The organism is Kribbella sp. HUAS MG21 (assembly GCF_040254265.1).
GTDB lineage: Bacteria > Actinomycetota > Actinomycetes > Propionibacteriales > Kribbellaceae > Kribbella.
The window spans coordinates 101,303-120,630 of the sequence record NZ_CP158165.1 but is presented as its reverse complement, the minus strand read 5'-3'; the positions used below and the strand labels follow the sequence as shown (position 1 = coordinate 120,630).

The window sequence follows — 19,328 nt, the reverse complement described above, 5'->3', positions numbered from 1 at the left end:
CCGGCGTCGCAACATGTCACCGAATCAAGGAGAACCGCCACCGTGAAGAGCACCGTCGAGTCCTTGAGCCCGACCAAGGTCAAGCTCATCGTCGAGGTGCCGTTCGAGGAGCTCAAGCCGAGCCTCGACGCGGCGTACCAGAGCATCGCCCAGCAGATCGTCGTCCCCGGCTTCCGCAAGGGCAAGGTGCCGCCGCAGGTGATCGACCAGCGCGTCGGTCGCGGGCCGGTGCTCGAGGAGGCGATCAACGACGCGCTCCCGAAGCTGTACTCGCAGGCGGTCAGCGACAACCAGGTCAAGGCGATCGGCCGGCCCGAGGTCGACGTGACCGAGTTCAACGACAAGGAGAGCCTGCAGTTCTCCGCCGAGGTCGAGGTCCGCCCGGAGATCACGCTGCCGGACCTGGAGGGCCTGGAGGCGTCGGTCGAGGACATCGCGGTCTCCGACGACGAGGTGACCGAGCAGATCGAGGCGCTCCGCCAGCGGTTCGGCTCGCTGAACCCGGTCGAGCGCGCGGTCGCCGACAAGGACTTCATCACGATCGACCTGTCGGCCAGCAAGGACGGCGAGAAGGTCGAGGAGGCGCAGGCGACCGGCCTGTCGTACCAGGTCGGCAGCGGCCAGCTGCTCGACGGTCTGGACGAGGCGGTCATCGGCCTCAGCGCCGGCGAGAAGAAGACGTTCGTCACCCAGCTGGTCGGCGGCGCGCTCAAGGGCGAGGACGTCGACGTCGAGGTGACCGTGACCGCGGTCAAGGAGCAGGAGCTCCCGGAGTTCGACGACGAGTTCGCGCAGACCGCGTCGGAGTTCGACACCGCCGACGAGCTGAAGGCCGACGTCCAGGCCCGGCTGGAGCGCGGCAAGCGCCTCGAGCAGGCCGGCGACGCCCGCGACGCCGTCCTGGAGAAGATCCTGACGCTGGTCGACGTGCCGGTCCCCGAGGGCCTGCTGACCGACGAGTTGGCCGCCCGCAAGGAGAACCTGGAGCAGCAGCTCGGGTACTCCGGGATGACCATGGAGCAGTTCCTCGAGGGCGAGGAGCAGACCCAGGACGAGTTCGACGAGGACCTGAAGAAGCGCTCCGAGGACGCCATCAAGGCGCAGTTCGTGCTCGACCTGGTGGCCGAGCAGCAGGAGCTGAGCGTCAACGACCAGGAGCTCACCGAGCACATCGTCCGGCACGCGCAGCGTTCCGGCGTCAGCCCGGACCAGTTCGCCCAGCACGCCGTGGAGAACAACCTGGTCCCGAGCCTGGTCTCCGAGGTCGTCCGCGGCAAGGCGCTGGCCTACCTGGTGGAGAACGCCAAGGTCACCGACGCCTCCGGCAACACCGTCGAGCTCAAGACCCTGCAGCCCGACGGCACGTACGCCGACCCGGAGGCCGCCGAGGCCGCGGACGCGGACGCCGCCGAGTCGACTGCGACTGACGCGCCGGAGCCGGCGAAGGCCTGAGCCGACCGACACGGCCCGGATCCCGAGGTGGGTCCGGGCCGTTCGCATGCCGCCGTACGTTCGCGACCGGATCGTAAGAATTCTCGCCTAGCGTGACCGGTGAAACGTTTTCCGGACCGAGCCGAGAGCGGAGGAACGGTTGTGACCGCGCTGCTGCAGGAGCCTGAGGTACGCCGGGACGCCGAGCGGCCCGAGCTCCGCGAAGTAGTTGACGAGGCAGCCGCCGAGGAGCCTGGATCCGTCGTCCTCTGCGGCTGGTGAAACCCCCGCGAATTCGCTCAGAGCAGACGAGCGGCGGACGAGCGGTGCGCCGTGAGCGAACACCTCCGGCCCAGCCTTAGGTCTGTCGCCGCCGACCAGTAATGTCGGGTTCGTGAACGAGACATTTGCAGCCAGCCCCACCGCCGCGGGCGGCAACGGATCCGGCGGACTCGACGACCACATCTACCAGCGCCTGCTGCAGAACCGGATCATCTTCCTGGGGTCCGAGGTTCGCGACGAGAACTCGAACGCGATCTGCGCGCAGATGCTGCTCCTCAACGCCGAGGACCCCAACCAGGACATCTGGCTGTACATCAACTCGCCGGGTGGCTCGGTGGACTCCGGCATGGCGATCTACGACACCATGCAGTACATCTCCAACGACGTGGCCACCGTCGGGATGGGCCTGGCGGCCTCGATGGGCCAGTTCCTGCTCTGCGCCGGCGCGAAGAACAAGCGGTTCGCGCTGCCGCACGCGCGGATCATGATGCACCAGCCGTCCGGCGGTATGGGCGGTACGGCCTCCGACATCAAGATCCAGGCGGAGCAGTCGCTGCACATCAAGGCGCAGCTGTTCCGGCTGATCTCCGAGCACACCGGCCAGCCGCTCGAGCAGGTGGAGAACGACGCCGACCGGGACCGCTGGTTCACCGCCGACCAGGCCAAGGAGTACGGCTTCATCGACCACGTGGTCGCCAGCGCCGCGCAGCTCAGCTCCGGCAGCCCGAACTCCTGATCTCCCACTTCAGTTAAGGACGCACCAATGAACTACTTCATCCCGCAGTGGGAGGAGCGCACGTCGTACGGCATGCGCCGGATCGACCCGTACACGAAGCTGTTCGAGGACCGGATCATCTTCCTCGGCACGCCGATCACCGACGAGATCGCGAACGCGGTGATGGCGCAGCTGCTGTGCCTGCAGTCGATGGACTCCGACCGCGACATCAGCATCTACATCAACTCCCCGGGCGGCTCGTTCACCGCGCTGACCGCGATCTACGACACCGTCCGCTACATCAAGCCGGACGTCCAGACGGTCTGCCTCGGCCAGGCCGCGTCGGCCGCCGCGGTGCTGCTCGCCGCCGGTACGCCGGGCAAGCGGCTCGCGCTGCCGAACAGCCGGATCATCATCCACCAGCCGGCCACCGAGGGCACCTACGGCCAGTCGAGTGACATCGAGATCCAGGCGAACGAGATCCTCCGGCTCCGGGCGCTGCTGGAGACGATGATCTCCGAGGCCAGCGGCAAGTCGATGGAGGAAGTATCCCGCGACATCGAGCGGGACAAGTTCCTCACCGCCCAGCAGGCGATCGAGTACGGCCTGATCGACGACGTCCTGCAGACCCTCAAGACCCCGGTCCCGGCCGGCGTCTGATCCCGGGCCGACCGGCACCGGTCAGGCGGGAAGCCTGCTGACCGGCTGTCAAGAGCCTGACGCGTTCGCCACCGGCGTAGTCACAACCCGGTGGCGAGCGCGGTTTTTCGGCCCCGGACGGGGTACCGTCGAAATCGGTCCGACTGCGCATAGAAGGGATCTGTCCCGGTGGCACGCATTGGTGACGGCGGCGACCTGCTCAAGTGCTCGTTCTGCGGGAAGAGTCAGAAGCAGGTCAAGAAGCTCATCGCCGGTCCCGGCGTCTACATCTGCGACGAATGCATCGATCTCTGCAACGAGATCATCGAGGAGGAGCTCAACGAGGGCTCCGAGGTCGGACTCACCGAGCTGCCGAAGCCGCGGGAGATCTACGACTTCCTCAACGCGTACGTCGTCGGTCAGGACGTGGCCAAGAAGGCACTCGCGGTGGCGGTGTACAACCACTACAAGCGGGTCCGCGACGGTCAGGGCGCCTCGAGCGCCGGCCGGCACGCGAAGGACGAGGCCGTCGAGCTGGCCAAGTCGAACATCCTGCTGATCGGCCCGACGGGCTGCGGCAAGACCTACCTCGCGCAGACCCTCGCCCGGATGCTGAACGTCCCGTTCGCGATCGCGGACGCGACGGCGCTGACCGAGGCGGGGTACGTCGGTGAGGACGTCGAGAACATCCTGCTGAAGCTGATCCAGGCGGCCGACTACGACGTCAAGAAGGCCGAGACCGGGATCATCTACATCGACGAGGTCGACAAGATCGCCCGCAAGAGCGAGAACCCGTCGATCACCCGGGACGTCTCCGGCGAGGGCGTCCAGCAGGCGCTGCTGAAGATCCTGGAGGGTACGACGGCCAGCGTGCCGCCGCAGGGCGGCCGCAAGCACCCGCACCAGGAGTTCATCCAGATCGACACCACGAACGTGCTGTTCATCGTCGGCGGCGCGTTCGCCGGCCTGGACCACATGGTCGAGCAGCGGGTCGGCAAGAAGACCCTCGGCTTCAACACGAGCCGCGAGCCGGAGAAGCCGAAGGAGCTCGGCGGGTACGCCGACGTGATGCCGGAGGACCTGCTGAAGTTCGGGCTGATCCCGGAGTTCATCGGCCGGCTCCCGGTCATCACGACCGTGTCCCCGCTGGACCGCGAGGCGCTGATCAAGATCCTGTCGGAGCCGAAGAACGCGCTGGTCAAGCAGTACCGGCGGTTGTTCGAGATCGACAACGTCGAGCTCGAGTTCAGCGACGACGCGGTCGAGGCGATCGCCGACCAGGCGCTGCTGCGCGGCACCGGCGCCCGCGGCCTGCGGGCGATCATGGAGGAAGTCCTGCTGAACGTGATGTACGAGGTGCCGAGCCGGGAGGACGTCGCGAAGGTCGTCGTCACCGGCGAGGTCGTGCTGGAGAACGTCAACCCGACGCTGATCCCGCGCGACCAGATCGAGCGGAGCAAGCGCGACCGCCGCGAGAAAAGCGCCTGACCCACACGTTCCACGCCTGACTCACAGGGTCCAAGGAGGCCGGGTCCGCCGTACGGCGGGTTCCCGGCCTCCTTCTCGTGGTGGACGCGCCGCGAGGAACCGGCCGCCTACGGTCGGTGACATGACGCCCAAAAGAATCCTTCGAAGACTGTCTGTCGCGGGCGCGGCCCTGGTGCTGCTGACGCCGTTGACGCCGGCAGTGGCCCACGCCAAATCCGTCGTACCGAAGATCGCGTGGGGCAGTTGTGGCAGCGATCCGAAGCTGCAGCCGTTCCAGTGCGCGTCCGTCGAGGTCCCGACCGACCACGACAAGCCGCACGGCCCGACCACCACGATCGCGCTGACCCGGCTCCCGGCCGGCGACCCGGCCCACAAGATCGGCACGCTGTTCACCAACCCCGGCGGTCCCGGCGGCTCCGGCGTCGACCTGGTGCAGCAGCTCGGTCAGCAGATCTACACACCGGAGGTCCGGGCGAAGTTCGACATCCTCGGCTTCGACCCACGCGGAGTGAGCCGTTCGGACCCGGCGACCTGCTACCCGACCGAGGCCGAGGAGGCGGCGGCGCTGGCCAAGGTCCCCGCGTTCCCGGTGACTGCGAAGGAGGAGCGCGAGTTCATCGTCGAGGCGGCGAAGGAAGCGGTCAGCTGCCGGCTCACGTCCCCTGACCGGCTCGCGCACTACTCGACCGCGAACGTCGCCCGGGACATGGACCTGCTGCGCCAGGCGGTCGGCGACGAGAAGCTGTCGTACGTCGGCTACTCGTACGGCACGTACCTCGGCGCGACGTACGCCAAGCTCTTCCCGAACAAGATCCGCGCACTGGTCCTCGACGGCACGCTGAGCCCCGAGTGGTACTCGGGTTCGAACGGCGACCGGAACCCGATCGGAGTACGCCTGAGACAAGGCGAGGGCGCGTACGACGCCTACGAGCAGTTCCTGGCCGAGTGCAAGAAGGCCGGCACAGCCTGCGCCCTGAACCAGCTCGGCGACCCGAAGGCAGTGGTGGAAGGGACACTGGAGCGGCTCAAGACACACCCGGTCCAGGTCACTCTCCCGGACGGCTCGCTGCTGACGGTGACCTACGCGCTGGCCGTCGCGAGGACCTTCTCGAGCCTCTACGACCCGATCGGCTACCCGGCTCTCGCCGCCACCTGGGTCGACCTGGCGCAGCTGTCGAGGCCCAACCGGACGAAGGCAGCAGCGAAGGCCTCGCAGGCACTGATCGAGTGGAACCGCCGCAAGGAGGACTACTACTCGATCGGCAACGTCCTGCAGCCGTGCGTCGAGGCGAAGCAGTCCGGCCGCCCGCTGGCCTACCCGTTGTACGCCGCCGCGGCCGACCGGCGCGCCCCGCACTTCGGCCGGTTCCGCGCGTGGGTCGGGATCCACTGCGAGTTCCTCGGCATCCGCGACACCGACGCGTTCCGCGGCCCGTGGCACAACAAGGTGAAGGAGCCCGTCCTGGTCCTCGGCACCCGTCACGACCCCGCCACCCCGTACGAGGCGACCAGGCCGTACGCCGACCTGTACCCGGACGCCCGGATGGTGACGGTCGAGGGCTGGGGCCACACCACGATCGGCAAGAGCGTCTGCGCCGACCGGATGATCACCGGCTACCTGACCCGGCTGCAGGCGCCCGCCGACGGCGCGACCTGCAGGCAGGACCGCAAGCCCTTCGACCCGATTCCTACAGCGAAGCGAACACTGAGTCCGCTACCTCGATAGTTTCGTCGACCTGGTCCGCGGTGTGCTCGGTGGACAGGAACCACAACCCACGCGGGACGATGTTGATCCCGGCGGCGAACAACCCCGCGTGGAACCGAGCCATCGCGGCCCGGTCGCAGGCAGCGAACGAGCGGTAGTCGGTCACCGCGGCCTGGTCAGTGATGTACGTCTGGAACACCGGACCAGGCCCGTCGACCAGCAGCGGTACGCCGTGCCGCTCCGCTGCTTTCCGCAACCCGTCCATCAACCGCAGACCGGCCGCGTTCAGCGGGGGATAGACCGCGGACCGGTTCTCGTCGAGGTGCCGGAGGACGGCGTCGGCGGCGGCCATCGCGACCGGGTGCGAGTTGAACGTCCCGGCGTGCGCGACCTTGCCGTCGGCAATCGTGCCCATTACCTCCCGCGAGCCGGCCAGCGCGGAGACCTGCATCCCGCCGGCCATCGCCTTCCCGAAGGCGGCCAGATCGGGTACGACGCCCAGCAACTCGCCGGCACCGCCCGGAGCGACCCGGAAGCCGGTGATGATCTCGTCGAAGATCAGCAAGGCCCCGTGCTGCCGGGTGAGGTCCCGAAGCCCTTCCAGATAACCGGGGTGTGGCGTGATGCAGCCGGTGTTGCAGAGCAGCGGCTCGAGGATGACCGCGGCGATCTCGTCCCCGCTCTGCTCCAGCACCGACGCGACCGCGGGAAGGTCGTTGTACGGCAGCACGATCAGGTCGTCCGCGTCGTGCCGCGGCTGGCCCGCCGTACCGCCGACCGCGGTGGGGTGCCGGGCGTCGCCGGCCAGTGCCAGGTCGGGGTGCACGCTGTAGAGAACGGGGTCCAGCCACCCGTGGTAGTTCCCCTCGAACTTCACGATCTTCGGCCGGCCGGTGTGGCCGCGGGCCAGTCTGATCGCTCCGTGCACCGCCTCCGAGCCAACGCTGTTGAAGCGCACCAGCTCCGCCGCGGGGACCATGCTGCACAGGCGTTCCGCCACCTGTGCCTCCAGCTCGTGTTGTGCGGCGTAGGCGACACCACGGCGTACCTGTGCGGACACCGCGTCGGCGACCAGCGGTGCGGCGTGGCCCAGCAGGTTGGGGCCCTGGCCGAGGACGTAGTCGAGGTAGCGGTTGCCGTCCACGTCCCACAGCTCGGCACCGCGCGCGTGGTCGACGAACAGCGGCCGCTCGGCGCGGCGGGCGTCGCTGGACACCCCACCGGCGATCACCCGCTTGGCGCGCGCGTAGAGCCGGTCGGCTTGGGTCTGCACAGCTTCCTCCAAGGGCGGTCAGTCGAGTTTCTCGGTCAACAGCCGGAACTGCTGGCGCGGCCGGCCGCCACCGGTGGAGCGGGCCGGCGGCAACGGCCAGGCGAGGCCTGCGTCGACCAGCTCCTTGAGCATCCGGCGGCCGGTGCGCTGGGTGACCTGCATGATCGAGGCGACGCTCTCGACGTCCACGACGACCTGTCGGCCGGGCGCGGGGCTCATGGCAGAGGCGATCGAGGTGACGATCTCCAGCGCCCGCTGGTCGATCGGCGATGCACTGTCGACAGGCGCCGCGTCGGTCGTCGCAGGCCCCGGCTCCAGGTCGAGGCGGTCGCTGCCACCGTCCAGGTACACCGCTACCTTGCCGCCGGCAGCTACTGACTCCTCCACAGCCAGGAGCGCGTTGGCCTCGGCAGCACGGGCAGTCTGGCCGGTGCCGGCGCCTACAGCCACAGGTACGCCGAGCTGCGCGGTCAGTGCGCCCAGAAACGGCGCAACGGTGAACTGCTCGGTCAGCCGGACCAGTGCGCCGTACGTCGTCGTGACGAGGAACAGCGTGTCGGAGCGGCGGGTAACGGACGCACCGACCTGCCGCGCCTCCGACAACAGCTTCTGGTGGGTGGACAGCGCCAGCTCCTGCTGCCAGTAGTCACCCGACTCGGCGCGCGACGGAATCACCTGGACGGCGATCATCGCCAACTGATGCGCACCCATCCGCGTGCCTTGCCCGAGCAGTACTGCGGTCTCCAACGCGTCCCGCACACTCGACCGCGTCGGAGCGATCCGCAGTACCGGAACGCCGTCCGCGCGCAGGTCGCGCTCCACGGACAGGATCGTGGTCAGCGCGACCGTGGTGTGCTGGCGCTCGTACTTCTCCTTGTGGAACGCCGCGAACCCCTCGACCGACTCCGGACCCTCGTACGGCACGTCGTACACCTGGGTCGTGTCCAGGCCGATTTCGTCGTACGCCTCGGCGACGTCCGCGAGGGACAGCGAGTCGATGCTGACGCGGGTGAGGTCGACGTCCTTGATCGTCAGCGACGCCCGCAGCAGGGCCGCGTACAGCGCCGCGCCTGTCAGCGGGAGGTGTGTGGACGGGACAGTGAGCCAGTGGCCGGTCGTCGCCAGGTCGAACGCCCACGGGCCGGGGAACACCGCGGAATCGATCCGGTCCCGCAGCCGCAGGTAGCGCTCCTCGGCCTCGGACAGGTCGTCGTACCCGCCGGTGACGAACCGGACGCCGGGCACGGACCGCTCGGCGACCTCCTGACCCACCTCCGCCATCGTCTTCACCAGCCGGCGCGGGCCGAACAGGCCCACGGTCACCGACGGCAACCGCTCACCGGACGCCGGCTCCGGCTGCTGCGTCTCTTCCGTCATTGGTCAACCCCTCGTTCTCCCGGTAGCGGCCGCCACCGGAACAGCTTGCGGGCGTTCCCGCTGAGAACATCTTGGCGTTGACTCTCCGCGAGCGGTGCGCAGACCACCCGGCCCAGCGACATCCGCTGGTCGATGAACGGGAAGTCCGACCCGAACAGGACCCGCCCGCTGCCCACCTGGTCGACCATCGACCGGATCAGCGGCCCGGTCATGTGCGAGCCGCACACCTCGAGCCACAGCGACTCGTAGCGGCGCGCGGCCGCGATCGCCTCGTCGACCCCCGGCGGCGTGATCCCGGCGTGCCCGAGCACGATCGACGTCCCCGGGTACCGCTCCGCGACGGCCTGGAACATCGCCGGCGCGTCGTACGGCGACTGGTGCTCGGAGTGGCTCAGCACCGGACAGCCGGTCGACTCGGCGAACTCCCACACGGCGGCGTACCGCGCGCCGGTCACCGGGTAGCGGTGCAGCGACGGGTGCACCTTGATCCCGACGAACCGCTCATCCCCGGCCAGCCGCTCGAGCTCCCGCTCCGGGTCCTGCCACGGGTTGATCACGGCGTACGCCGCGATGCGGTCGGGGTAGGCGTCCACGGCGGCGAGCGACTGCGTGTTGCCGAGGTGCGCGTCCTGCTGGATCGCCCGGTTCGCGGCCAGCACGGTGACGTCGGTCCCGGTCAGTTCCATCACCGCGACCATCGACGCGGCGTCCGACTCCGGGATGAAGAACAGCGAGTACGGGCCGAGGTGCGCGTGCACGTCGACGACCCGATGCCCCGGCCGGCGCCCGATCACGACCGTGCTCCAGCGGTACGACGGAACAGCCGGCCGCCGGTTTCCGCGCCGATCCGGCGGACCGTGGCGTCGTCGAGACCGGACCACGCCAGCCGGACGACGCCTTCGCCGGGGTCGCGGACACCGAGACCGGTCGCGAACACGAGCCGATCGGCCAGGTTTTGACCGGCCAGCCACTCGACGGCTTGGTGGGCGGCGAAGTCGACGAGATCGACGTACAGGTTGGTGTTCGCGGCGAGCGCTGCCCAGAGTTCGCGCAGCTTGCGGTAGCCGACGGCGCCGACGACGATCGGCAGGTCGGGGTAGCGGGTCGCGATTGTTGCCAGGTCCGGCCAGGTGATGTCCGCGGCGTCGACGCACAGGGGGAGGCCGTTCGCTTGCAGTGCGGCGTACAGCTCCTCGAGGAGTGCGGGGGAGAAGCCGTGCGTCGCGGGATGGATGCGGAAGGCGGCGACGCCGTCGTCGACGGCCCGGTCGACCAACGCGGTCAGCGAGTCGAGCTCGCCGGGGGTGGCGGGGACGGCGGTCCAGCAGGCGAGGACGCCGCGATCGGCCAGCGCGTGTGCGACCGCGGAGGCTTCCGCGTTGCCGCCGATCGGGTCGTGCAGCCAGGACGCCATCGCGCTGACCAGGGCACCGGACAGCGCGAACCGATCCAGGTGCGCGGCAATCGCGTCCAGGTCCGTAGGCGGCAACAGGCTGGCTGGATGCGCCCCGGTCACGACCCGCGCGTCGAACCAGCCCTGGGTCACTTCGTCACTCATACCGGACCCCGTCAACGGTCCAGGGCCCGGCGTGCGGGAGCGTCAGGTGTGACCATTCGCCTTCAACGACTGCGTCGATCACGATGCCGTTCAGGCGGACCTCAGCACCTGCTCGAACCCAGAGGCCGCAGCGGGCCGAGCAGGTGAGTTCGAGCCGGCCCTCGCGCGCGACGACGTCGACCGGTTCCGACGTACGGAGGAAGTCACCGAGCTCCCGCACACCCCAACCGGTTGCCCAGGACAACTGTCCGGCGACGGTGCGCGTCCAGGTCGCCGGGCCGATCCGGTCGACCGTCTCGCCGAGGGCGACGACCAGTTCACCGTCTACACGTTCCACTGATACGTCGCCGGCGGTGCTACCGGCGTGCGGAATCAGGAGCGTCGTGAAGTCGCCGGTCGGTCGCGCCAAGGTGAGCGAATGTAGTGGGCCGTACTCAGCCGTCCGCCGGCCCAGGACTGGATGCCGAGCGGTGCCTTCCGTGGCCTCGTGGACGGTGGTTGCGGGGGCGCCCGTCTCGATCAGCAACAGGCCCGGTCCGTCAGCGGCGGAAGCGTCGTACGCCAGCGGTCCGACCTGCCGCCACGGATGCAGTGCGTGCCAGCAAGCGCGGAACGTGTGCGCGCCCTCCGCGCGATCCGTGACGACGACGTACGCCGGCTCCTCGCGCACCATCGCAACGGTCCGCGCCTGCTCCACGCCGTTCCCGTGGTGGCGCCCGGAGAACACCGCGACCACATCCGTGTCGACGAGCGGATCGACAGCCACGCCACGATCGGTCGAGAGCTCTACGTCGTCGACCAGCACGGTGTTGTGGCCGCGACCCGACTGGTACCACGTCTGGTACCCGGGATCGTCGTAGCTCGGCGGACCACCCGCCTCCCACAGCAGCGGCTGCTGCCACCCGTCGAGGACCAGGTCCAGTACGGCGCGATGCGAGTGCGACTCCAACTCGTGCTCGATGTGCGGCCCGTGGTTGATCACGGCCCGCAGCTCCTGCGCCCGCAGGATCGTGTACCCCGACTCGGGCAGCACTGTCGCCCGCGGCAACTCAGGAACCTCAGCTGCTGCCGACCACCGCTCCTGACGCCCCGGCCACGCCGGAAACGTCGCAACCTCCGCGGCGAACTCCGACGCCGTCAACCACTGCGCAGCGACCTGTGCCAGCGCAGGGTCGTTCAGCAGGTAGCTGCCGCGCAGCAACGAGGCAGCAGGCCACTCGATCCCACTGTCCTGCAGGTGCGGCATCCAGCCGCCGGACGACGCCAGCTCGCACATCCAGGTGTGCATGGCAGCGAACCGCGGATGTGCCGCGAGAGCAGGATCGATGCGAGCAGCGGTCTGCAGAGCGGTCAACACCATCCTGTGGTACCCAGGTGAGCGCTCGTAGTGCCCGCCGTCCGGATAAATGTCCAGCAGCAGGTGCTCCTCGATCCGCTCTCGTGCACGCTCCGCCCACGCTGCCGACTCCACCAGGGCCGGCAGTACCGCGCTGATGTGCAGCAGCTCGGTCGCGCACACCAGCTGCCAGTTGCCGTGCCGGAACACGTCATGCTCGTCGTACGCCCAGCGCGCGCCGCCGAGGAGCGTGGCGACCAGCTCACCCCACACCTCGTCGGACAGGTCCGAGGGCGTCAGCACCTCCAGTGCCGGCAGCAGGCTGCGGCAGCGGGCCCACGTGCCGAGCGAGTACCAGATGACGTCGAGCCCCGGCCACTCACCGGTCACCGAGTCGCGCTGCGCGACCCAGTCGTGCAGGTGCTGCTCGAACGCCCGCAGGTACCGCTCGTCACCTGTCATCACCCACGCCTGCACACCTGGTGCCAGCCAGCCGAGGTAGTGGAAGCCGTACAGCTGCGACCGCCCAAGCCCGGCTCCCGTGACGTCCACGCCCTCGAGCAGCGGTGCAGCCGCGGCGAGGACAGCGTCGGGTCGGGTAGCAGCCGCCCACTCCGGCAACGGCCAGGCCGGTCGCCGCAGCTGTGAACCCACGAACGCTCGCAGCCCAGCCAGATCAGCAGCAGGCGAGCCGAAGGCCTTGATGAGGTCGTCCGTCCCGATCCGGTTGATCCGCCCGTCGATGTGCCGCGGCTTCTCCGGCCCGATACTCATCCGCGTCCTCGCTTCGCTCCGGGCGCGGATGAGGCACAAGGTACGCTGTGTTTTTTGATGAGTTCACTCCGTTCACTCATGCGGCCCCGGGATCGGCCAGCATCGACACGTCGACCGGCTGCCGCGTCTCGATCGACAGGTGCGCGGCCTCGAGTACGGCGGTGACGTTGCGGCTGCTCTCGATCGTGATCAGCGGCTGCCGGCCGGTGCGGCAGCAGTCGACCCAGTGCGCGATCGCGTCGGCGTACGCCCCGGCCGGGACACCGTGCATCACCCGCTGCAGCATGTTCCGCGGGTACGTGTACCCGTCGGCACGTGCCAGTACGACGTTCTCCTTCTGCCGGTCCACCTGCACCACGCCGTCGTCGGTGACGACCGTGACGTACGAGTCGACGGTCGTCGGGAACGTGTTCGGGTAGATCCACGCCGACTCGAAGGTCGCCACCGTGCCGCGCGAGTACTCCGCCTGGATCTGGATCGCGTCCGGGGTGTCGATGCCGAGCGACCGGAGCTTGCCCCAGCGCGCGGTGGCGTAGACCCGCCGTACCTGGTCGCGGAGCAACCAGGACATCAGGTCGATGTCGTGACTGGACAGGAACCACGCGCACGTCGTGCGGTCCGCCCAGGAGAGCATCTCGGTCGGTACGAAGATCGTGTCGTCCTTGCGGGCGTACGCGACCGCGCCGTCGCCGAGCCCGGCGAGCAGCTCGTGCGCTTGCGCGTACGCCGGGACCCAGCGGTGGTTGAACAGGCACATCGCGACCACGTCCTGCTCGCGGATCGCCTTCACCGCGGCGTCCGCCTCCGCGACCGACGTGGTCATCGGCTTCTCCACCAGGATGTGCTTCCCGGCCTCCGCGGCGCGCACCATCATCTCGCCGTGCAGGTCGTCGGGCGTGGTCAGTACGACGGCGTCCACGGTGTCGCTCGCCAGCAACGCTCCGAGATCGGCATGCACCACAGGCCGAGCGCCCCGTCCGGCGATCTCGTCGGCCAGCCGCTCGGCCGACGACGCCGACCGGCTGGTCACCGCGGTGATCTCGGCGCCGGACCGGCCGGACAACGACAGCGCGTTGCCCCGGCCCATGATCCCGGCGCCGACGATCCCGATCCGCAGCGTCTCCGTCACGTCTACTTACCCTTCGCCAGTGTGTCGTTCCACGCCTTCTCGGCGTCGTCCAGTGCCTGTTTCGCGGTCTTGGTCCCCGACATGTACGCGCGCACCTGGTCGTCGAACAGCTGCCGCAGCTGCTCGTCGTTCCCGGAGCCCATCGACGCGTCCACACTCTGCTTGAAGGTGTCGATCAGGATCTTGCGCGCCTGGTCGGCCGGCGTCGTCCCGCTGATGTCGGTGAAGAACGGATCGGCGAGCGCCTTGACCGAGGACGGGTAGATCGGCACCAGCTTGCAGAGCGCGAGCTGCTGCTCGGGCGCGGCGACGTACTTGAGCCACGCGGCCGCGGCGGCCTGGTTGTCCGACTTCGCCGGGATCCCCATCACCTGCTGACCGGGCATGTAGAACTTGCCGTCGGAACCGGTCACCGGCGGGCCGACCACGATCGAGGAGTAGACCGCGGGCGCGTTCTTCTCCACGTTCAGCAGTGAGCTCGACACCGCGGCCGGGTTGAACGCGATCAGCTTGTTCTCCAGCGACTGCGGCAGCTCCCGCGGGTTCTCGCCGAGGCTGCCGGGGGCGATCACGCCGGAGGTGTAGAGCGGCTTGAACTTCTCCAGCAGTGCCAGCGTCTTCGGCGTGTTGAAGGCGGCGGTCTTGCCGTCCTCGGACAGCAGCGGGATCCCGTCGGCCTGTACGACGCTGGAGTACGCCATGAAGTTCGTCGCCGACTTGCCGGTCGCCTGGTGGTACTTCGTGGCGAGCGCGAGCGCCTCGTCGTACGTCTTCGGCGGACTCGCGGGATCGAAGCCGGCCTTGGCCAGCAGGTCCTTGTTGTAGAACGCCAGCGAGGTGCCGCCGTTGTACCACGGGATCGCGATCCGCTTGCCGTCGGCAACCAGCGGCTCGGCGAGGTTCGGCAGGTACGCCGCGACGTCCTCGGCGCTGAACAGCCCGTTCAGGTCGGCCATCGAGCCGCCGAACAACCCGGCGGTCGCGGACGTGAAGTTGACGACGTCCGGCACCTTGCCGCTGGCGATCGCGGCCAGCAGTTTCGTGGTGATGTCCTGGCCCGGGACGTCGACCCACTTGATCGAGACCTTCGGGTGTTCCTTCTGGTAGGCGTCGATCCACTTCTGGATGTCCGGCCCGTAGTTCTTCTGCAGGTTGATCGTCCACCACTCGATCTCACCGGAGTACGCGTCACCGGACTGCTTCGGGTCGTCGCCGGCGGCCGGGCTGCCGGACACGCAGCCGGCCAGGGCCAGTACGAGCGCGGCGACGAGGGTGAGCCGGAGTCTGTGCAGGGGTCGGGCCATCAGTGGCTCCTCAGAACGGAATGTCCTAAACCTGGCTTACAGACATCACAGTGTTCGGCATCGGATCGCGGTCGTCAACGGAACGACGGCAAAATTTTCTGTAGTTACCGCTTCCGGCGGTCAGTGTTGTGCGTTACGGTTCCCGTCAGCTTGGTATCTGAAATCTGGGTTTCAGACACGAGGAGCAAGCCATGCCGGGTTTGAAGGGCCGCGTGGTCGGCCAGCACTGGTACACGCCGTACGTGTTCATGCTGCCCGGGCTGCTGTTCTACGCCGCGATGTTCGCCTGGCCGGCCGTGATCGCGATCCAGCTGGCGTTCTCGGACTACGACATCGTGCACCCGGTGCGCTTCACCGGCCTGGACAACTTCGTCCGGCTCGCGGAGGACCCGCGGGTCTGGATCGCGCTGCGGAACTCGCTGCTGTTCGTGCTGATGTTCCTGCCGCTGACCGTGGTGGCGCCGCTGTTCCTCGCGATGCTGGTGAACCTCAAGCTGCGCGCGATCCAGGCGTTCCGGATGCTCTACTACCTGCCGGTGATCACGTCGATGGTCGCCGTCGCGGTCGCCTGGCGGTACGTGTTCAACCGCGAAGGCGTCGTGAACTGGGTGCTCGGGCTGTTCGGCGCGGCGCCGACCGACTTCCTGCTGGACCGGCACTGGGCGCTGCCGACCGTCGTCCTGCTGGAGGCGTGGAAGAACGCCGGCCTGTTCATGATGATCTACCTCGCCGGGCTGCAGGCGGTGCCGTCGGACCAGCTCGAGGCGGCCACGATCGACGGCGCGAGCGGGTGGCAGCGGCTGCTGCACGTCGTCGTACCGTCGCTGCGGCCGACGTTCGCGGTGACGCTCGTGCTCAGCATGCTCGAGGCGATGCGGGCCTTCGAGTCCGTGTACGTGCTGACCCGCGGCGGGCCGCTCGACTCCACCCTCACCCTCGGCTACTACATCTGGTCGAAAGCCTTCGAGGACTACGACATGGGCTATGCGAGCGCCGTCGGCCTGTTGCTGTGGGCGATCATGATCGTCCTGGCCGGCTTCAACCTCCTGGTGACCCGGCGGAGGGACGTCTGATGGCCCGCAGGTTGTACCGTCCCCAGCGCCGGCTCAGCGTCAAGCGGATCGGTCTCTACGTCCTGCTGGTCGCGGTTGCGGCGTTGTTCATCGGGCCGTTCCTGATCCTGCTGAGCGCCGCTACGAAACCGGCCAGCCAGGACGTGTTCGGGTTCCCGCCGGACCTGATCCCGCGGCCGCCGGTCGCCGACTGGTTCCGCGAGGCGTGGACCACGATCCCGTACGCGCGGTTCCTGGTGAACTCGGTGATCTACGTCGGCATCACGGTCCCGGTGTACCTCGTCGTGTCGGCGCTGACGGCGTACCCGCTGGCCCGGATCGCGTTCCGCGGCCGGGGCGTGTTCTTCATGCTGTTCCTGTCGATCATGTTCCTGCCCGGCGAGCTGATGCTGATCCCGCGGTTCCTGGTGATGAGCGAGCTCGGGCTGACCGACACGTTCGCGTCGGTGATCCTGCCGGCGATCCTGTCGTCGCTCGGGATCTTCCTGCTCCGCCAGGCGTTCTCGCAGATCCCGGACGAGATCGTCGAGGCCGCGCGGGTGGACGGCGCGAACGAGTTCGCGATCTTCTGGCGGATCTGCGTGCCGATCGTCGCGCCGACGCTCGCGGTGCTCGCGATCCTCGGCTTCGTCTCGGTCTGGAACAGCTTCATCTGGCCGCTGGTGGTGCTGACCAGCCAGTCCAAGTTCCCGATCGCCCTCGGGATCGCCTACCTGAGCGGCGTCGCCGGCACCGACGTCCGCGGTCTCGCCGCCGGCACGGTGATCTCGCTGATCCCGGTCGTCGTGGTCTTCCTCCTCCTGCAGAAACGCATCCTCAACAGCATGGGCGGTGCCGTCAAAGGCTGATCCGCCCAGCCCGCCCACCCCGCCCACACCCCCTTAGTGAGGTCATCGATGCACGTCAGCCGCCGCACGCTCATCCTCGGAACCGCCGCCGGCGGAGTCGCCGCCTGGGCAGGTCTGCCCTCGACGGCCTTCGCCGATCCACTCGTCTACGACTCCCCGGAAGCCTTCGACGCCGCCCAGGCCGGTTACCTCGCCTCCAACCCACAGCACAACGAAGCCGGCCTGTACGCCTGGGGCGAGTCCTACTTCCTCCTAGGCCTGCTGCGCATGTACGAGGCCTACCAGGACGAGCGCTACCTGCGGACCTTCGAGGACCGCGCCCGCCATCTGCGCAAGACCACCGACCACGCGCGCGGCGTTCAGGACTACGCCGGCCGGTCGGGCCAGGTCTGGCGTACGGCGGGCAACTACACGGCCGGGCACGGCGTGCTGCCCGACGGCAACGGCGCGCCCGCCGTACAGCTCCGCTGGGCCGGGATCAGGTCCGCCGAGTCGACGGCCCAGGTCTCGAACGTTGCCAACGGCACCTTCGACCTCGTGCTCCGCAACCCCGCCACCACCACGGTCGTCACGCTCCCGGCGGTCAGTCTCGATCCGGCGTCACCGTCGTACGTCGTCACGGCCGTGAACAACATCTACAACGCGGGGCTGCGCTGGACCGCCGTCGACCTGCGCGACGCCCCGGCGGCCGCGCCCGCACCCGCGCCGGGCACCATCAACTTCAAGTCGCAGTACTACGTCTTCGCCGTGCACACCGGGATGGTCGCGTTCCCGCTGGCCCGGTACGCGCGGATGGTGCTGGAGTCGCCGGAGCTCCGCCGCGGTGAGCGGCAGGAGTTCGCGCGCGAGGTGCTCGACTCGGCGATCGCGGCGGTCGAGTTCCACGACCCGGAGTGGGTGTCCCGGCCGGACGGCAGCGGCGACTACGTGTGGCCGAAGGGCGCGCCGATCCCGTTCGACGGCACGATCCAGCCGTACAACCAGAGCCAGGGCATCGGGCAGGTGCTGGTCGAGCTCTTCCGCGTCACCAAGCAGCCGCGGTACCGGACGCGGGTCCTGCAGATGCTGAAGGCGTTCGAGCCCGCGCTGCGCCTCGTCGACGACGCCTACGTGTGGACGTACTGGCCGCCGTACAGCGAGTTGTACGCCGGATTCCCGAAGACCGCGGGCATCTCGGAGTACACGCCGTCGTACCCGGCCGCGAAGCAGATCGAGGACCTCAGCCACGCGGCGATCAGCGTCGAGTTCGTGCACGCGGCGTACGACGCGGGGATCACCAGTGGGCCCGCGACCGACGTCGGGCGGTTCACCAGGACGTTCACGAAGAAGCTGATCCGGTCCGCGACCGAGGTCTGGTACCGCGTCGACGGGACGGGGGTCGCGGTCCCGGCGAACGCGGTGCAGTGTGCACGATGGGGTGCGTACGCCGAACAAGACCTGCTCGTCTACGAACAGTCCCTCCGGGTGTACGACGCCGTACAGCTCGTGCCCGTGCAAGGCTCGCACGCGTTGGGGATCGCCTACCTGAACTGGGCCAAGAACTCTGGTTGGAGGAACAAGTGAGACTGCTCCGGATCCACACGCCGGACGGACTGCGCGACGCCGTACTGGACGCGGACGGCCGGGTGGTGCCGTTGCCGGGGGCATCCGAGTCGTTCGACGTGGACAGGTGGCGGGATCGGGCGGCCGCCGGGGAAGCGCCGGTGGACTTCGACACCGTGCGAGTGGCGCCGCCGCTCAGCCCGGGGAAGATCGTGTGCGTCGGGCTGAACTACGCCGACCACGCGGCCGAGGGCGGGCAGGAGGCGCCGGCCGAGCCGATCTTGTTCCTGAAGGCGCCGGACACCGTGGTGGGCGCGTGCGACGACGTGGTCATCCCGCGGGGCGGCGAGAAGACCGACTGGGAGGTCGAGCTCGGCGTCGTGATCGGCCGTACGGCGGCCTACCTGAACGACGAGGCCGACGCGCTGGAACACGTCGCCGGGTACGTGCTGGTGAACGACGTGTCCGAGCGGCACTTCCAGCTCGAGCGCGGCGGGCAGTGGGACAAGGGCAAGAACGCGGCGACGTTCTGCCCGCTCGGACCGTGGATCCTGACCGCGGACGAGGTGCCGGACCCGCAGAAGCTCAGGCTCGGGCTGGACGTGAACGGCGAGGTGCTGCAGGACAGCTCGACGGCCGAGATGATCTTCGGCGTCGCGCACCTGGTGCACTACATCTCGCAGTTCATGACGCTCTACCCGGGCGACGTGATCAGCACCGGCACCCCGGCGGGTGTCGGCGCCGGCCAGAAGCCGCCCCGGTACCTGCGCGCGGGCGACGTACTGCGGGTGTGGGCCGACGGGCTGGGAGAACAGCACAACCGCCTCGTCACGGCACCGTGACGAGGCGGTTGT

The 19,328-nt window shown here is 68.9% G+C and carries 16 protein-coding genes; 9 read left to right on the top strand and 7 right to left on the bottom strand.

The features are described from left to right. The first annotated feature begins 42 nt into the window (after positions 1-42). The 5 genes from tig to ABN611_RS00535 all read left to right on the top strand — a co-directional run bounded on the left by tig (position 43) and on the right by ABN611_RS00535 (position 6,281). Positions 43-1,452: a trigger factor gene (gene tig, locus ABN611_RS00555; protein WP_350277729.1), complete on the top strand. Its 1,410-nt coding sequence runs from the start codon at positions 43-45 to the stop codon at positions 1,450-1,452. 373 nt (positions 1,453-1,825) lie between these two features. Then, entirely contained in the window at positions 1,826-2,449 is a 624-nt protein-coding gene (locus ABN611_RS00550) for an ATP-dependent Clp protease proteolytic subunit (RefSeq protein WP_350277728.1), read from the top strand. Between the two features lie 27 nt (positions 2,450-2,476). Beyond that, positions 2,477-3,088, top strand: coding sequence for an ATP-dependent Clp protease proteolytic subunit (locus tag ABN611_RS00545; protein WP_167215448.1), 612 nt, complete (start codon positions 2,477-2,479; stop codon positions 3,086-3,088). Between the two features lie 168 nt (positions 3,089-3,256). After that, positions 3,257-4,555: an ATP-dependent Clp protease ATP-binding subunit ClpX gene (clpX, locus tag ABN611_RS00540; protein WP_350277727.1), complete on the top strand. Its 1,299-nt coding sequence runs from the start codon at positions 3,257-3,259 to the stop codon at positions 4,553-4,555. Between the two features lie 121 nt (positions 4,556-4,676). Then, positions 4,677-6,281 carry an alpha/beta hydrolase gene (locus tag ABN611_RS00535; protein WP_350277726.1) on the top strand — a complete coding sequence of 535 codons (1,605 nt, stop codon included), beginning with the start codon at positions 4,677-4,679 and terminating at the stop codon, positions 6,279-6,281. Here the strand turns inward: ABN611_RS00535 and ABN611_RS00530 are convergent. From ABN611_RS00530 to ABN611_RS00500, 7 genes are all read right to left on the bottom strand, one after another. Further along, a complete protein-coding gene (locus ABN611_RS00530) occupies positions 6,244-7,533 on the bottom strand; it encodes a glutamate-1-semialdehyde 2,1-aminomutase (protein ID WP_350277725.1) in 1,290 nt (429 codons plus the stop codon). The two genes, ABN611_RS00535 and ABN611_RS00530, sit on opposite strands and share 38 nt — an antisense overlap. Before the next feature lie 18 nt (positions 7,534-7,551). Beyond that, positions 7,552-8,910: a hypothetical protein gene (locus tag ABN611_RS00525; protein WP_350277724.1), complete on the bottom strand. Its 1,359-nt coding sequence runs from the start codon at positions 8,908-8,910 to the stop codon at positions 7,552-7,554. Then, positions 8,907-9,704: an amidohydrolase family protein gene (locus ABN611_RS00520; protein ID WP_350277723.1), complete on the bottom strand. Its 798-nt coding sequence runs from the start codon at positions 9,702-9,704 to the stop codon at positions 8,907-8,909. The genes ABN611_RS00525 and ABN611_RS00520 overlap by 4 nt, the downstream gene beginning before the upstream one ends. Further along, positions 9,701-10,468, bottom strand: a complete 768-nt coding sequence (locus ABN611_RS00515) for an amidohydrolase family protein (RefSeq protein WP_350277722.1) — start codon at positions 10,466-10,468, stop codon at positions 9,701-9,703. The genes ABN611_RS00520 and ABN611_RS00515 overlap by 4 nt, the downstream gene beginning before the upstream one ends. Further along, entirely contained in the window at positions 10,461-12,578 is a 2,118-nt protein-coding gene (locus ABN611_RS00510; protein WP_350277721.1) for a heparinase II/III family protein, read from the bottom strand. Before ABN611_RS00510 ends, ABN611_RS00515 begins: the two co-directional genes overlap by 8 nt. Before the next feature lie 76 nt (positions 12,579-12,654). After that, positions 12,655-13,707: a Gfo/Idh/MocA family oxidoreductase gene (locus ABN611_RS00505; RefSeq protein WP_350277720.1), complete on the bottom strand. Its 1,053-nt coding sequence runs from the start codon at positions 13,705-13,707 to the stop codon at positions 12,655-12,657. Between the two features lie 2 nt (positions 13,708-13,709). After that, positions 13,710-15,011 (bottom strand): extracellular solute-binding protein, encoded by a 1,302-nt coding sequence (locus tag ABN611_RS00500; RefSeq protein WP_350277719.1) that lies wholly within the window; start codon positions 15,009-15,011, stop codon positions 13,710-13,712. 191 nt (positions 15,012-15,202) lie between these two features. On the opposite strand from ABN611_RS00500, the gene ABN611_RS00495 reads away from it, so the two are divergent. The 4 genes from ABN611_RS00495 to ABN611_RS00480 are packed head-to-tail and all read left to right on the top strand — an operon-like array spanning position 15,203 to position 19,316. Continuing rightward, positions 15,203-16,084, top strand: a complete 882-nt coding sequence (locus ABN611_RS00495; RefSeq protein ID WP_350277718.1) for a sugar ABC transporter permease — start codon at positions 15,203-15,205, stop codon at positions 16,082-16,084. Next, on the top strand, positions 16,084-16,932 hold the full coding sequence (locus ABN611_RS00490; RefSeq protein ID WP_350277717.1) for a carbohydrate ABC transporter permease: 849 nt from the start codon (positions 16,084-16,086) through the stop codon (positions 16,930-16,932). Before ABN611_RS00495 ends, ABN611_RS00490 begins: the two co-directional genes overlap by 1 nt. Positions 16,933-16,980: 48 nt before the next feature. Then, complete coding sequence (locus ABN611_RS00485; protein WP_350277716.1) at positions 16,981-18,495, top strand: hypothetical protein; 1,515 nt, start codon at positions 16,981-16,983, stop codon at positions 18,493-18,495. Continuing rightward, entirely contained in the window at positions 18,492-19,316 is an 825-nt protein-coding gene (locus ABN611_RS00480; RefSeq protein ID WP_350277715.1) for a fumarylacetoacetate hydrolase family protein, read from the top strand. Before ABN611_RS00485 ends, ABN611_RS00480 begins: the two co-directional genes overlap by 4 nt. The last annotated feature ends 12 nt before the right edge of the window (positions 19,317-19,328 follow it).

What these genes read in the sequence shown, in the direction of transcription:
- ABN611_RS00545 (WP_167215448.1), top strand. Translation starts at nt 2,477, where the DNA reads ATGAACTACTTCATCCCGCAGTGGGAGGAGCGCACGTCGTACGGCATG.
- ABN611_RS00535 (WP_350277726.1), top strand. Translation starts at nt 4,677, where the DNA reads ATGACGCCCAAAAGAATCCTTCGAAGACTGTCTGTCGCGGGCGCGGCC.
- ABN611_RS00525 (WP_350277724.1), bottom strand. Translation starts at nt 8,910, where the DNA reads ATGACGGAAGAGACGCAGCAGCCGGAGCCGGCGTCCGGTGAGCGGTTG.
- ABN611_RS00515 (WP_350277722.1), bottom strand. Translation starts at nt 10,468, where the DNA reads ATGAGTGACGAAGTGACCCAGGGCTGGTTCGACGCGCGGGTCGTGACC.
- ABN611_RS00510 (WP_350277721.1), bottom strand. Translation starts at nt 12,578, where the DNA reads ATGAGTATCGGGCCGGAGAAGCCGCGGCACATCGACGGGCGGATCAAC.
- ABN611_RS00500 (WP_350277719.1), bottom strand. Translation starts at nt 15,011, where the DNA reads ATGGCCCGACCCCTGCACAGACTCCGGCTCACCCTCGTCGCCGCGCTC.
- ABN611_RS00495 (WP_350277718.1), top strand. Translation starts at nt 15,203, where the DNA reads ATGCCGGGTTTGAAGGGCCGCGTGGTCGGCCAGCACTGGTACACGCCG.
- ABN611_RS00490 (WP_350277717.1), top strand. Translation starts at nt 16,084, where the DNA reads ATGGCCCGCAGGTTGTACCGTCCCCAGCGCCGGCTCAGCGTCAAGCGG.
- ABN611_RS00485 (WP_350277716.1), top strand. Translation starts at nt 16,981, where the DNA reads ATGCACGTCAGCCGCCGCACGCTCATCCTCGGAACCGCCGCCGGCGGA.